Genomic DNA, 14,850 nt, shown 5'->3' on the forward strand with positions numbered 1-14,850 from the left:
CCTACTTTGTCTGCTGAATCACTTCCCGCAGAATATCTGTCATATCTGTCAGATCTTCCTGATACACTGCATCTTCTATATCTTCTACTTCCAGACTCGGCTGAAACTTCTTTAATTCCTCTTCAAAATCAAGCATGCAAAGCACCTCCCAGTAGTTTTTTGATCATCCCCACAAGGTAAAGTGATCCCAGGCAATAGATCTCTCCGTCTTGCCCACGCTCCCTTTCTGCTGCCGAAAGAGCCTCTTCAAGGCTTTCCTCACACAACACTTTTCCGGACGTATATTTTTCAAATATCGCCTTCAGTTCCTGTACCGGAACTCCCCGGGTATCTTCGATCTGCGTCACAATATACGCTTTTGCATTCAGGTTCTGACACAGATATGCAATCATCTGCTCATACTTTTTATCTGCAACGGCTGAAAACAGAATAACCGGTCCCTCTCCTTCGTCCGCTTTCAAAGCCTTAACACTTTCTACAAATGCTTCAATCGCTCCCGGATTATGCGCACCATCAATCGTAATATGATCCGCGACCTGTTCCATTCTGCCTGCCCAGTGTATCGATGCCAGTGCATCCACCCACCGATTGATATGGATTTTTTCTCCCTCCAGCAGATATTCTGCCGCTTCCAGTGCGATCATCGCATTCGTCACCTGATAACAGCCACAGATCGGGACATGAAAGATAACATCTTTATCATACGCATTCACTCTGGAAAATGCAATATATTTGCGGTTAACTTCTCGAATTTCGAACGCATTTTTCGATATTTCCCTACAGGGTGCCTGCTTCTCCAGCACCGTTTTCAGTATGACTTGTGACGCCTTCTCATTACTTCCGTCAAAGATAACCGGAATTCCTTCTTTGATAATTCCGGCTTTCTCTGCCGCAATTTTCTCAATGGTATCTCCAAGAATATCCGTATGATCCAGGCTGATTGATGTGATCAGCGTAAGTGCCGGATGCTCTATAGAATTGGTCGCATCCAGTCTGCCTCCAAGTCCTGTCTCCAGAATGATATATTCCACATCCGTCTGCGCAAAGGCCATCATTCCCATACCAAAGAGGAATTCAAAATATGAAGGATGCTCTATTCCATCTTTCTCCATCTCTCTGACAACAGACAGAACCATTTGAAATACCTTCAGAAAGGTATCATTTTCAATCTGAACATTGTCCATTCTTATCCGTTCATTTACAGATACAAGATGAGGGGATGTAAAGAACCCTGTTCTCTTCCCCTCTGCCATCAACAGTGCCTGAAGATATGCACATACCGAACCCTTTCCATTGGTTCCGGCAACATGAATGATCTTTCTGTCCACTGCCGGATTCCCAAGCCTCTTCAAAAATGCTCTGGTATGTTCGAGCGTGTGTTTTTTTGTAAACCTGGGAATCTCTTCAATATATGCTACTGCTTCCTCATATGTGTACAAAGCAGCTTCTTTCTTATTCAATGTCATAGCTTTGATCCACCCAAGACTTCGTCTTATCTGTTGCTGTTCCTTCCTGTAACACCAGTTCTCCATTCTGATAAATGTACTGATCCGACATGCGGAAGATTGTTTCACTGGATCCCACCTGTCCGACCTGAATCATATCTCCGTCTTCCAGTTCAACCTCTGACAGATCGATTCTGGTATTATTCAGGAAACTGCTCTTTTGCTTTTCTCCATTGATATATATCTTACTGTATTTGGTGAAATTCTCTCCATACAGGCTATATCCCTTATTCAGATGAGGTACAATGTTACTGAGCGTAACATCCCTGACTCCCATCACCATATGCCCTTCTGTAATCGGCTGTTCACCGGCATATACATATTGATTGCCATACAGGATATCATACTGAAGCAGTTCCAGATCCGACAGATAATTCTTGCTCTTTGTTCTTTCCTGATGATAATTGAATATCGTTCCGGAATGAATATCCAGTCGTTCAAACACCTCTGCCATCAGCTGATAAGACGGCAGATTCTTATCTTCCTTTTCCAGACCGATATTATCCCAGATCACATAATTCGTATTATACAGATACCGGCTCTTCAGATCCTCTGCCTTAAGTCCCATCGTCGGGAGATGATCACCATAGAATACAACAACCGCCGGTTCACCGCGTTCTTCAATCGCTTTTACCAGATTGCCGGCAAACTGATCCATCTCATATACCTGGTTGACATAATATTCCCATTTATTCTTTTTGGCAGGATCATCGATTCCTTCCACTGTAATTGCCGGATTTTCAATTACCTGCTCTTCCGGATAATCGCCATGTCCCTGAACACTGACTGTAAACACAAAATCCTGCTGCTGCGTCGTATCCATGGATTCCAGAATATGCTGAATCAGAATGTCATCCTTTGCCCAGCCGTTTTCCGTAGTCTGTAATACATTCATGAATTCTTTACTGGTATACGTGTCAAATCCAATGTTATTAAACACGTTGGCACGGCTGTAAAAATTACCGGTATTGTTATGAAGTGCGTGTGTTCCATATCCCAGCGCACTAAGAGCAGACGCCGCACTTTCGCATGGTGTGGTTTTCAGCATCGTTTTATATGGATATTCTCCCGGTCCGAAATAACGAAGATTCATCCCCGTCAATACCTCGAACTCTGTATTTGCAGTTCCTGCTCCTACAGACGGCACTTTAAAATATCCGGTTGAATACTGTTCATACATGGCATGGAGATTCGGACACGGATCTTCCGATGTTGTAAAGAACTCTGCTTCTGCCACATCAAAATAAGATTCCAGCTGTACAACGATGATATTCGGCCGCTCATCTTCTGCAAGCCCCGTCTCGTTCCTGGTAATCTCGCCATTTCCGCTGATCTCAGCAATCGTCTCCTCATTGTAATCATTCGGTTCATTGATTCCGGTATTAAAAAGACTTGCCATAAAGCAATAAGGAAGTCCGTAATCTTCATATGCAAATGCGATATTCCCGAAATACGTGGAGACAACTCTCTTATCTACTGCCTGTTCTGCCACAAAACCATATAAAACACAGCAGATCACGATTCCAATCAGCGCCCTGATATGGTGCACCTTTCCGCTGTACTGTCCGCCGCGTCTCCACATGGACACACACCAGACAATCAACGCTGCCACTCCGATCACCAGAATGACCAGTTCAAAACCATTACAATAATTATTGATCAGAGCGATTCCATCCTGCGCAATCTTGAGATCCTGTGCATTAAACGGTGTAACACGCTTCAGCAGGATATACCCATTGGCAATCCCGAGAACCAGCCAGACCGCACTGATGATGATCCTTGCAAACACTCTCCGCTTGAACAGATAGACAATCGAAAACGTCACAAATATCATAAACGCATTATACAGGAACACATATGGAGATCCCGTCATGTATTCCCAGGCCTCCAGTATGGAGTGCCTGGAAATTGCTTCTATCACAAAGTTGATGATGCATGCCAGCAGTGCGTGAAATACCAGCGAGAAACGATTCATAAATGCATATACCGGTTTCATCTTCTGTGCAAATGCACTGTTGCGGCGCTCTTCCAGGATCCTTTCTCTTCGTTCCCTTCTGCCTTTCCAGTATTCTTTTATATCTTCTTTTTTCAGATTTTTTAATTTATGAATTCCCGCCTTCATGTCGGGCTTTTTTAAATGAACCTTCTTCATCTTCACCTATGACCTTTTTGCTTTTAATCCTTCCAGTCTTTCTTTCACCTGTTCCATCATCTGCTGGTATGTTTCCAGCTTCTGGCGTTCTTCCTGGACTTTCGCTGCAGGAGCCTTGCTGACAAACTTCTCATTGTTCAGCATTCCTGTTGCACGGGCAATTTCTTTTGAAAGTCTCGTTTCTTCTTTTGTTAATCTCTCAATCTCCTGATCAAAGTCAATCAGTTCTTCCAGCGGTACATATACCGTCGCATCCGGAACTACAACGGATACTGCATCATCCGCAATTCCTGTCTTATCATTCTGGATCACCAGAGCATTCAGAGATGCCATTGTCTGTGCCGATGTATCGAGAAGTCCCAGACCTTCACAGATCTTAGCATCCTCACATACAACGTAAGCCGTTGCTTTTCTGGAATTCGGAACATTCATCTCTGCACGGACATTACGGATACCTCTGATGATCTCTTTATAATGCTCAACAATATTTTCCGCATCCGGGGCATTCCATTTTTCATCATATGCAGGCCACTCTGACATCATCAGAGACTCCTCTTCCGGAACCAGTTTGCTGTAGATCTCCTCTGTTACAAACGGCATATACGGATGAAGAAGCTTTAAGGAATTCTTCAGTACCTCTCTGAGCGTCCACAGTGCATCATTAGCACCTTCTGCATCCTCCTCTGCATGATAGATACGATATTTTGCGATCTCGATATACCAGTCACAGAATTCATCCCACAGGAAATCATAGATCTTGGATAAAGCGATACCAAGTTCAAACTTATCCATATTCTCTGTTACATCTTTCACCAGCGTGTTGCATCTGGACAAGATCCATCCGTCTGCCGGATAACGATTGAAATCTGCCGGCTCTGTCAGTTCCTTATCTCCCAGATTCATCAGGATAAATCTGGATGCATTCCATACTTTATTCGCAAAGTTACGGCTGGCCTCTACTCTTTCATTATAGAAACGCATGTCATTACCAGGCGCATTTCCTGTTACCAGCGTCATACGCAGAGCATCTGCACCGTACTGATCGATGATCTCCAGCGGATCAATACCATTTCCGAGAGATTTACTCATCTTGCGGCCCTGGGAATCTCTCACCAGACCGTGAATAAATACGGTATGGAACGGTGCTTTTCCGGTATGCTCATAACCGGAAAATACCATACGGATAACCCAGAAGAAGATGATGTCATATCCGGTTACCAGAACATCTGTCGGATAGAAATAATCCAGATCTTCGTTCTGATCCGGCCATCCAAGTGTGGAGAACGGCCACAGTGCAGAACTGAACCATGTATCCAGTGTATCCTCATCCTGTGTAAAGTGTGTACATCCGCACTTCGGACATTTTTCCGGAACACCGCGTCCTACCACAACTTCTCCGCATTCGTCACAGTAATAAGCCGGGATTCTGTGTCCCCACCAGATCTGTCTGGAGATACACCAGTCACGGATATTTTCCAGCCAGTGCAGGTAGATCTTATTAAAACGCTCCGGAACAAATCTGAGTTCCCCATTCTTAATTGCTTCAATCGCCGGTTTCGCAAGTTCATCCATCTTAACGAACCACTGCTGCTTTACCATCGGCTCTACCGTCGTGTGGCAGCGGTCATGTGTACCTACATTATGAGAATGTGGCACAACCTTTACCAGATATCCCTGCTCTTCCAGATCCTTCACCATGGCCTTTCTTGCCTCGTAACGATCCATTCCGGCATATTTGCCTCCGTACTGCTCATTGATCGTAGCATCATCATTCATGATATTGATCTCCGGCAGATTGTGGCGTTTTCCAACTTCAAAGTCATTCGGGTCATGTGCCGGTGTGATCTTAACCGCACCCGTTCCGAACTCTTTATCTACATAATAGTCTGCAACGATCGGGATCTCTCTGTCCGTCAATGGAAGCAGACAGGTCTTTCCAACGATGTCTTTATATCTCTCATCATCCGGATGTACAGCAATAGCCGTATCACCAAGCATGGTCTCCGGACGTGTTGTTGCGATCTCCAGGAAATCATCGGTTCCTACGATCGGATACTTGATGTGCCAGAAGAATCCATCCTGCTCTTCATGCTCAACCTCTGCATCAGACAGAGAGGTTTTACATACCGGACACCAGTTGATGATTCTTGATCCCTTATAGATATATCCTTTTTCATAAAGCTTGATAAATACTTCTTCAACCGCTTTGGAACAACCTTCATCCATTGTGAAGCGTTCTCTGTCCCAGTCACAGGATACGCCCAGCTTTTTCAGCTGTCCTTCGATCGTTCCTGCATACTCTTCCTTCCACTGCCAGGTTCTCTCCAGGAATTTTTCTCTTCCAAGCTCTTTTTTATCAATACCTTCTTCTTTCAGCTGATTGGTAACCTTAACTTCTGTGGAGATTGCCGCATGGTCTGTTCCCGGAATCCACAGTGCATTGTATCCCTGCATTCTCTTGTAGCGGATCAGGATATCCTGCAGTGTATTATCCAGTGCATGCCCCATATGCAGCTTACCGGTAATGTTCGGTGGCGGCATCACAGTTGTAAACGGTTTTCTGCTTCTGTCAACCTCTGCGTGAAAATACTTATTTTCACACCATTTTTCATATAACTTTGCTTCAATCTCTTTTGGATTGTAAGTCTTTTCCAGGTTCTGACTCATAGTTTCCTCCTCATACTTCAGATACACTTTATACTATAGCTTTTCACATTTTCTTCACATTTTGAAAATGAAAAAGCCCTCTACATTACGTAAAGGGCGATTGTAGTCGCGGTACCACCTTTATTATATAGAAGAAACACTTTTTCAAGACTTCTATATATCTCATCTTATTCTATAACGGGAACGACTCCGGGGTGACCTAGCTTCTTCTTACGAAGTTCAGCCATCCGGCTCAGAAGCTACCTTCTGTATTCTGAATATCCTGAGCGCCTCTCAGCCTGTGGACCACTCTCTCTGGCAGGTTCATGAATACATACTCCTCTTCATCAAAGCCTTTACGTATAAACTACTGATTATCATAGCCATCGAAAGTCGATTTGTCAAGGAAATTAAGACTTTTTTAATAGTTCGACTCCTAGATCAGCGCAAAGCTTCTCAGTATATACAGCCATCCCGTCAGGGTAAATGCACTGAACAGGGTGGTAAGCATCACTGTACTTGATGTCAGAGTTCCCTCATGTCCCATGTTTTTTGCCATAACAAAGCTGCTCACGGTTGTGGCAGATCCCAGCATCACCAGAATGGCCACCAGTTCCTCCTTACGGAAGCCCATCCATACAGCCACCGGAAGGAAGACACCTGCATATCCCACCAGCTTGATAAGTGCCGCCACGACAGACGGTCTTACCTTTGCAAATGCTTTTTTAATATCAAAGGTTGCTCCCATGGCCATCAGTCCCATCGGTGTTGCAACACCTGCAACGCTGCTCACTGTTTTTTCTGCAATATGTGGCATTGGAATCTTTAATGCTGACCACAGAAGTCCGGCCACGATTCCGATAATGATTGGATTCGTCACAATGCCTTTCAGCGTTTTTTTCAGAACCTTGCGGTCCAGCCCCTTCTGCCCCGGCCGGAATAATGACAGTACAAGAACCGCCATCACATTATAAAGCGGCACACTTCCGATGATCATAAGCGGAGCCATTCCTGAAGTTCCATATATATTCTGGATGAACGCAATTCCCAGAAGCGCCGCACTGCTTCGATAGGAAGCCTGAACAAATTCTCCCTGGATCGACTTGTCTTTCCATAAATATGAGATGGCAACAGAGATTCCTATACTGAGTACTGTTACAAAAAAGCAGAATAAGATAAACTTCATATTCCACACCTTATCAAAGTCGACCGATGCCAGATCACTGAACACCAGCAGTGGAAGCGGCACCCGGAACACAAACTGATTCATCTTTGATGAAAATGCATCATCAATCCATCCTGCTTTTCGAAATACCAGTCCCAAAAGCATCATTAAAAACACCGGAACCGTCGCATTTAAACTAAATATCAGATTTTCCATCCTTCTCCTTCTTTCACCGTTATTTATCCGAATTATATATTTTAAATATATTTTTGTATTACCAAATATGCTTCATACAATTCTTCGTAGGACATCCTGCAATTTGCCGGGCTTGTGGATGGCAGGCCGATCGCCTCCATACCGGTTACCGGATAACAGTACTTTTTATATAACTGATATGCCTTCGTCCCGGTCGTGAATATTGCCCGGATATCCGCTGCTTTCAGAATTCTGCTCATATCATTGGGTACAGGATTGCGGATACTGCTGTCCTCCGCTCCTCTGATCTCGCAGCCAGCCAGCACATCCCAGACAGCAATCCGGTTTCTCAGTGCAAATGTGATCTTCTCTTCCTTCGTCTCCGGCAGCGGTTCCCGACAGACATCCGATACCACTTTCCAGAAACGGTTCCTCGGATGACCGTAATAAAATCCCACTTCCCGTGACTTCGGTGACGGCATGGTTCCCAACATCAGAATCTGTGAACGTTCATCATATATCGGTTCAAAATCATGTAACACATATTCTGTTTCCATTCTCTGACCTCTTCCTTCGGTAAGATTTTCCTGACGAAAACCATTTCTTTCCTATTATAACAGACTTCTGCAATTTGTGAATCCATAAACGATGATTGTGGAAATATTTGCAGTATGCTATAATTTTACAAAACCGTACTGATCACAAAGACTGTATCTTCTGAGTGAAAAGGCGTGCAGATTCATAGAGAATACTCTGGCAGGATACCTCTGCCTTTTCAGAACCTGACGCTATGTACGCCAGGTTTTTTTACGTATTTCCAGCGTACGGAAACGAAACGGCAAAACCAGTATCATGTAAACCAATAGATTCAAGGAGACTGCCAATGAACACATCCATACCTACTTCAGATCTGATATCACTGATTGATAAACTACATACAGAACAGAATCTGTCCAGAAGTGAGTGGACAGCTCTGATTTCCGGACGTACACCCGAATTGTCCGAATATCTTTTTTCTCTTGCCCGACAGGAACAGCAAAAATATTACGGAACCGACATCTATGTCCGAGGACTGATTGAATTCACCAACTACTGTCGAAATGACTGTCTTTACTGTGGTATCCGGAAAAGTAACAAAAATGTACACCGGTATCGACTGACGGAAGAGGAGATTCTCTCCTGCTGCCGCGAAGGCTATGATCTGGGATTCCGTACCTTCGTCCTGCAGGGAGGCGAAGACGGATGGTTTACTGATGAAAAGATGATTTCTCTCATCCGGACAATCAGGCAACGCTATCCCGACTGTGCCATTACTCTATCTGTCGGTGAAAAATCCCGTGAAACCTATCAGGCCTTTTTCGATGCCGGAGCCGACCGATATCTTCTCAGACACGAAACCTGTAATTACCAGCATTATGGTATGCTGCATCCTGCTTCTCTGAGCGCCGCCCACCGACAGCAATGTCTGTGGGATCTGAAAGAGATCGGTTACCAGGTAGGAACCGGATTCATGGTCGGTTCCCCCTATCAGACAGCAGAGCATCTGGCAGAAGATATGCTGTTTATGAAAGAACTGAATCCACAGATGATCGGAATCGGACCATTTATCCCGCATCACGACACTCCATTTGCAGGTGAACCTGCCGGGACGTTGGAGCTCACGCTCTTTCTGCTGGGCCTGATCCGGCTGATGATCCCCAAAGTACTGCTTCCTGCTACTACAGCACTCGGAACCATCCATCCCAAAGGAAGAGAACTGGGTATTCTGGCAGGAGCCAATGTAGTGATGCCGAACCTGTCTCCTACCAGCGTAAGAAAAGATTACCTGCTGTACGACAACAAAATCTGTACCGGAGATGAATCCGCCCAGTGCCGAAGGTGCCTGGAGACCCGGATGCAATCCATCGGATATCGTGTCGTAACCGCACGCGGAGATTCCTTAAATTAAACAGGAGGTTGATAACTATGAGTTTAAATAATACGCCCTCTTCCGAGCGCATCCATATTGGTATTTTTGGCAAACGTAATGCCGGCAAATCGAGTATCATTAATTCCCTTACAGGCCAGAGTCTTGCAATCGTATCGGACGTAAAGGGTACTACAACGGATCCGGTTCTGAAGGCTATGGAGCTTCTTCCGCTCGGTCCGGTTGTGATGATTGATACGCCTGGTCTGGATGATGAGGGAGAACTTGGAAAGCTTCGGATCCAGAAGGCTTACCAGATTCTGAACAAAACGGATATTGCCGTTCTGGTGGTGGACGGAACCACCGGTATGACAAAAGAGGATGCTGCGATTCTGGAACGAATTCAGCAAAAGGAGATTCCTTATCTTATTGTTCTGAACAAAGCAGACCTTGTTTCGGAAGATGACAAGTGTACCGCCATTGAATCTGCGCAGGCTGCATACAAGATTGAAAAACAGCGAATTCTGTGGGTAAGTGCCGCAGATCAGACAAATATATATGAACTGAAGGAACAGATTGCCGCTCTCGCACCCCAGGAGGATTCGAAGCTGCGTATCGTGGGCGATCTGATCCATCCATCGGATTTTGTTGTGCTGGTTGTTCCGATTGATAAGGCCGCCCCAAAAGGACGTCTGATTCTTCCGCAGCAACAGACGATCCGTGATATTCTGGAAGCAGATGCAACTGCAATTGTGGTCAAAGAACATGAACTGAGAGAGACCCTTCAGAACCTGTCCAAAAAGCCGTCTCTTGTCATTACTGACAGCCAGGTCTTTGCCAAGGTATCCGCCGACACACCAGGGGAGATTCCTTTGACCTCATTTTCCATTCTTTTCGCAAGGTACAAGGGAAATCTCCACACGGTCGTACACGGCGCCCGTGCCCTGGATACACTGGAAGATGGTGATACCATCCTGATCTCGGAGGGCTGCACGCACCACAGACAGTGTGATGATATCGGTACTGTCAAGCTTCCTCGCTGGATTCGAAATTATACCGGAAAACAGCTGAATTTTGAATTCACCAGCGGAACGGAATTTCCACTGGAACTGGATCGCTATAAGATGGTCGTTCACTGCGGCGGCTGCACGCTCAATGAACGGGAGATGAAATATCGCCTGAAATGTGCAGAAGATGCCAATATTCCGATTACCAATTACGGAACTGCAATTGCCTATATGCAGGGAATTCTGGAACGAAGTATCGAGATCTTCCCTTCGCTTGGGTAGATCTGCACTTTTCTCATACCAGACCATACACATCCACATAAAACAGCGCCGGCATCCTGAAGTTTCTCTTCAGAGATACCGGCGCTTCTTAGACACATCTATTCTATTTCTTTCACCTGTTCCGTTTTTCTCCTGGCTTCTTCCGCCGCTTTCTCATATCCGATCTCGACTGCCTTATGGGTAACCTCCGCAAGGGAGCCTTCCAGATGCTTTCGGCACTGTGCCTCATTGACACGCAGAGTATCAATACATTTCGTACGGAATAATGCGGTTGCACGAATCAATAATTCCAGACTTTCCAGCAGACTGTCTGCGATCAGCGGAAGAAATGCATTTAATTCAAAATTACCGCTGGCAGCTGCCGTCGCAACCGCCTGATCATTCGCCATCACTTTTATGGCAACCTGCGTTACCATCTCCGGAATCACCGGATTTACCTTTCCCGGCATGATCGTGCTCCCCGCCTGCACTTCCTGAAGAATGATCTCCCCAAGTCCACCTTTCGGCCCGGAATTCATCCATCTTAAGTCTCCGGCAATCTTCATCAGATTCACTGCCATCGCTTTCAAAAGCCCGGATACCTCCACAAATACATCATTGTTCTGGGTCAGATCCACCTCGTATTCCGCCCTAGCAAGTCCGATTCCGGTCAGATCCCGCAGCTTCTCTATCACGCGAAAACGATACTGCCTGCTGGCATTATCGCCCAGTCCGATGGCTGTTCCGCCCAGATTTACCTGTCGCAGACGTTCCTCTACTTTGTAAATGCGCCAGCGATCCCGTCCGATTGCCTGCGCATACGCTCCGAATTCTTCTCCGACCGTGATTGGAAGGGCATCCATAAGTTCCGTCCTTCCCAGTTTTTTGATATCCTGATATTCAATCTCCTTTTTCTGCAGGCTCTCCTGAAGCTTTCCTGCTTCCTCACTCAGAATACGCACCAGACGAATCGCTGCAATACGAAGCGCCGTCGGATAGACATCATTGGTCGATTGTCCCCGGTTCACATCATCCAGCGGATGGATCACCGCATAGTCATCCGGTTCATATCCAAGGGAAATGAGTGCACACCCGGCAACTGTCTCGCATACATTCATGTTCGTGGAGGTTCCTGCACCTCCCTGTAATGGGTGCACACAGAAATTATCCCGATATTTTTCTTTTTTCAACTCATCACATGCGAAAATGATGGCGTCTTCTTTCCACTTTTCCATCATCTCCAGATCCCTGTATGTCTGCGCCGCTGCTTTTTTGATATCCAGCATGGCTTCAATCAGATGAAGGTTCGTTCCATCCTGCCCCAACGCGAAGTTATCACGCGCCTTTTTCGTCTCTTTTCCATACAGTTCTTTCCTTTCATCCTGATCTTTTTGATGTATTTTCATCTGATTCGCTAAGCCTCCCTTTGAAAGAATGTGTCTCGTATCCCGGCAATAAGCATAACACATTTTTATACGATACCAGTTAAGTTTTTCAATGATTTCCGCAAAAATAACCAAAAAATCTCGTGGAATTCTGTGCCCCTTTACACACGTTCTTCCACGAGATAATTCTTTTACATTTACAGTTTCTGATGATTAACACACAATAATATCTGAAATCTCTCGATATTCATCCGGAATTCTGTCGGTCAGAATTTTCTTTCCATGAAATGATGAAAAAGTCACGGAACTTACCAGATGAAACTTCGAAGAATCTCCCAGTATAAATACTTTCTGACACTGTTCAACTGCCGTCTTTTTCACAAGTGCTTCATTCACATCCGGTGTTGTAAAACCATTTGTCTTACTGATTCCATTCGTTCCGAAAAAGCCTTTCGTGAAATGATATTCTTTCAGAGATATCACAGCTTCGCTTCCTACAACTGCTTCTGTCGAACTTTTCAGTTCTCCGCCAATCAGAAACACTCTTGTCCCATCAGCTGCAAGCCTCTGTGCATGTGCAACCGCATTCGTCACAAAAGTTGCCGATGTTTTTTCAAGGAACTCCAACATATATCCCGTCGTTGTCCCCGCATCCAGATATACAAAATCTTCTGGTTCAATTAGAGAAGCGGCATACTTTGCAATCCGAAGTTTTTCCTCTTTCTGAACCTCTGTTTTTTGTGCCACCGTAGGCTCCAGTGCAAGAAATGTATTATCTGCCGCAACAGCGCCTCCAAACACTTTCACAAGTTTTCCCGCCTTATCCAGTGCCGTAATGTCTCTTCTGGCAGTTGATTCCGATATATTCAGCAGTTCTGTTAGTTCTATTACTGAAATGCTGTGTCTTTCTTTCAGTAACTCTAAAATCATTGCGTAACGTTGCTCTGACAGCATATGATACTCCGTTTCTATCCTCTGTTTTCTTTATATTCTGCAACGTTCGTCTCAAGCACAATCTTACGAATCGGAAGAATTCTTCCCGGAGATACGGACAATTCATCTACTCCCATCGCCAGAAATTCTCTTGTCAATTCCAGATCTGCTCCAAGCTCACCACAAATGCCTGCCCAGATACCCTCTCTGTGAGCATTATCAACTACCATAGATATCAGGCGAAGAACTGCCGGATGATGCGGATCATAAAAATCATCCAGTGCTATATTCTGTCTGTCAATTGCCAGCGTATACTGCGTCAGATCATTTGTTCCGATACTGAAGAAATCAACCTCTTTTGCAAGCATATCACTAATGATAGCCGCTGCCGGAGTCTCAATCATGATCCCCTGTTCCGGATCACCATGTTCTATGCCCTGTTGTTTCAATTCTTCTTTCACTTGTGCAACAATTTCTTTGATTTTTCGAACTTCTTTCACACTGGTAATCATCGGATACATAATTGCAATCTTTCCATACGCACTGGCACGGAATAATGCTCTCAGCTGTGTCTTAAATACTTCTGGACGCGTCAGGCAGATACGAATCGCACGACATCCCATTGCCGGGTTTTCTTCTTTTTCCATCTCGAAATAATCACACTGCTTATCCGCACCAATATCCAAAGTTCGGATAATGACACGTTTTCCTGCCATGGTCTCTGCTACAGTCTTATATATCTGAAATTGTTCTTCCTCTGTTGGATACTGGTCTTTCTCAAGGTAAATAAACTCACTCCTGAAAAGTCCAATACCTCCGGCATCATTTTGTCGAACCGTTGCAAGATCTTTTATGTTACCGATATTAGCATACAGCAAGATTTTCTGACCGTCAAGAGTGATGTTTTCCTTGCCTTTTAAAGTCTGAAGAAGCCTTTTTTTCTCTTCTTCTTTTTCTCTAAGCTGCATCATTTCATCCAAAATCTCATCGTCTGGATCTATATAGAATATGCCATTCGTTCCATCTACAACTCCCATCTTTCCATCTATAGAAGAATCTAATGGAAGAGATGTTCCGATCAGCGCCGGAATACTCATCGTTCTGGCAAGAATCGCTGTATGAGAATTGACAGATCCATGAACCGTTACAAAAGATAACACTTTGTCTTTATCAAGCTGCACGGTTTCAGATGGAGCCAGGTCATCCGCCACAATAATCACCGGCTCCCCGGCATCTATGGCACTGGTTTCTTTTCCATTTAGTATGGTTACCAGACGCTCTGAGATATCTTTGACATCCGCAGCGCGTTCTTTCATATAATCATCATCCATAGAAGAAAACATCTGTGCAAAATTATCTGCAGTCTGTGCCACTGCATATTCCGCATTTACTTTCTGTGTAGTAATGATATTTTCCACAGATTCGCAATAATCATCATCTTCCAACATCATCTGATGAATTTCGAAAATTGCCGCATTAGCCTCTCCCACTTCTTTCAGAGCTTTATCATATAATCCCTGAAGCTGAGCAATTGCTGCAGCCGTAGCCTCACGATAACGCACTACTTCATCCTCTGCATGGTCTACTTTTATTCGTTTTACCTGTTGTTCTCCCTTACTATATACACGAATCTTCCCAATGGCGATTCCACCAAATACGCTTTTTCCTTTATATGTCAGCATTGTCCTTATCTCC

11 protein-coding genes and 1 other annotated feature are annotated in these 14,850 nt (G+C 44.8%); of the genes, 2 read left to right on the plus strand and 9 right to left on the minus strand.

Translation table 11 applies throughout. The features are described from left to right. Window position 1: 1 nt before the first annotated feature. The 6 genes from ABE547_RS00320 to ABE547_RS00345 all read right to left on the minus strand — a co-directional run bounded on the left by ABE547_RS00320 (window position 2) and on the right by ABE547_RS00345 (window position 8,220). Entirely contained in the window at window positions 2-136 is a 135-nt protein-coding gene (locus ABE547_RS00320) for a hypothetical protein (RefSeq protein ID WP_268827640.1), read from the minus strand. Next, window positions 129-1,466, minus strand: coding sequence for a folylpolyglutamate synthase/dihydrofolate synthase family protein (locus tag ABE547_RS00325; protein WP_347376913.1), 1,338 nt, complete (start codon window positions 1,464-1,466; stop codon window positions 129-131). The genes ABE547_RS00320 and ABE547_RS00325 overlap by 8 nt, the downstream gene beginning before the upstream one ends. Continuing rightward, window positions 1,453-3,657, minus strand: coding sequence for an LTA synthase family protein (locus ABE547_RS00330; RefSeq protein WP_347377149.1), 2,205 nt, complete (start codon window positions 3,655-3,657; stop codon window positions 1,453-1,455). Before ABE547_RS00330 ends, ABE547_RS00325 begins: the two co-directional genes overlap by 14 nt. A gap of 6 nt (window positions 3,658-3,663) precedes the next feature. Then, entirely contained in the window at window positions 3,664-6,324 is a 2,661-nt protein-coding gene (locus ABE547_RS00335; protein WP_347376914.1) for a valine--tRNA ligase, read from the minus strand. Window positions 6,325-6,413: 89 nt separating this feature from the next. After that, window positions 6,414-6,663, minus strand: a binding site (T-box leader). A 76-nt stretch (window positions 6,664-6,739) separates the two neighbouring features. Further along, window positions 6,740-7,684, minus strand: coding sequence for an AEC family transporter (locus tag ABE547_RS00340; RefSeq protein WP_347376915.1), 945 nt, complete (start codon window positions 7,682-7,684; stop codon window positions 6,740-6,742). A 41-nt stretch (window positions 7,685-7,725) separates the two neighbouring features. Next, window positions 7,726-8,220 carry a DNA-deoxyinosine glycosylase gene (locus ABE547_RS00345; protein WP_347376916.1) on the minus strand — a complete coding sequence of 165 codons (495 nt, stop codon included), beginning with the start codon at window positions 8,218-8,220 and terminating at the stop codon, window positions 7,726-7,728. A 326-nt stretch (window positions 8,221-8,546) separates the two neighbouring features. On the opposite strand from ABE547_RS00345, the gene hydE reads away from it, so the two are divergent. After that, complete coding sequence (gene hydE, locus ABE547_RS00350) at window positions 8,547-9,611, plus strand: [FeFe] hydrogenase H-cluster radical SAM maturase HydE (protein ID WP_347376917.1); 1,065 nt, start codon at window positions 8,547-8,549, stop codon at window positions 9,609-9,611. Window positions 9,612-9,628: 17 nt separating this feature from the next. Then, complete coding sequence (gene hydF / locus ABE547_RS00355) at window positions 9,629-10,858, plus strand: [FeFe] hydrogenase H-cluster maturation GTPase HydF (protein ID WP_347376918.1); 1,230 nt, start codon at window positions 9,629-9,631, stop codon at window positions 10,856-10,858. 98 nt (window positions 10,859-10,956) lie between these two features. Here the strand turns inward: hydF and ABE547_RS00360 are convergent, their stop codons facing one another. From ABE547_RS00360 to ptsP, 3 genes are all read right to left on the minus strand, one after another. Continuing rightward, window positions 10,957-12,243, minus strand: a complete 1,287-nt coding sequence (locus tag ABE547_RS00360) for an aspartate ammonia-lyase (RefSeq protein ID WP_347376919.1) — start codon at window positions 12,241-12,243, stop codon at window positions 10,957-10,959. A 192-nt stretch (window positions 12,244-12,435) separates the two neighbouring features. Beyond that, entirely contained in the window at window positions 12,436-13,176 is a 741-nt protein-coding gene (locus ABE547_RS00365) for a DeoR/GlpR family DNA-binding transcription regulator (protein ID WP_347376920.1), read from the minus strand. A gap of 14 nt (window positions 13,177-13,190) precedes the next feature. After that, window positions 13,191-14,837, minus strand: a complete 1,647-nt coding sequence (gene ptsP / locus ABE547_RS00370; protein ID WP_347376921.1) for a phosphoenolpyruvate--protein phosphotransferase — start codon at window positions 14,835-14,837, stop codon at window positions 13,191-13,193. Between the last annotated feature and the right edge of the window lie 13 nt (window positions 14,838-14,850).

Source organism: Dorea sp. YH-dor226 (assembly GCF_039832105.1).
Classification (GTDB): domain Bacteria; phylum Bacillota; class Clostridia; order Lachnospirales; family Lachnospiraceae; genus Dorea_A.

Coding starts and splice junctions, on each gene's coding strand:
- ABE547_RS00320 (WP_268827640.1), bottom strand. CDS start 136: ATGCTTGATTTTGAAGAGGAATTAAAGAAGTTTCAGCCGAGTCTGGAA.
- ABE547_RS00330 (WP_347377149.1), bottom strand. CDS start 3,657: ATGAAGAAGGTTCATTTAAAAAAGCCCGACATGAAGGCGGGAATTCAT.
- ABE547_RS00325 (WP_347376913.1), bottom strand. CDS start 1,466: ATGACATTGAATAAGAAAGAAGCTGCTTTGTACACATATGAGGAAGCA.
- hydF (WP_347376918.1), top strand. CDS start 9,629: ATGAGTTTAAATAATACGCCCTCTTCCGAGCGCATCCATATTGGTATT.
- ABE547_RS00360 (WP_347376919.1), bottom strand. CDS start 12,243: ATGAAAATACATCAAAAAGATCAGGATGAAAGGAAAGAACTGTATGGA.
- ABE547_RS00340 (WP_347376915.1), bottom strand. CDS start 7,684: ATGGAAAATCTGATATTTAGTTTAAATGCGACGGTTCCGGTGTTTTTA.
- ABE547_RS00335 (WP_347376914.1), bottom strand. CDS start 6,324: ATGAGTCAGAACCTGGAAAAGACTTACAATCCAAAAGAGATTGAAGCA.
- hydE (WP_347376917.1), top strand. CDS start 8,547: ATGAACACATCCATACCTACTTCAGATCTGATATCACTGATTGATAAA.
- ptsP (WP_347376921.1), bottom strand. CDS start 14,837: ATGCTGACATATAAAGGAAAAAGCGTATTTGGTGGAATCGCCATTGGG.
- ABE547_RS00345 (WP_347376916.1), bottom strand. CDS start 8,220: ATGGAAACAGAATATGTGTTACATGATTTTGAACCGATATATGATGAA.
- ABE547_RS00365 (WP_347376920.1), bottom strand. CDS start 13,176: ATGCTGTCAGAGCAACGTTACGCAATGATTTTAGAGTTACTGAAAGAA.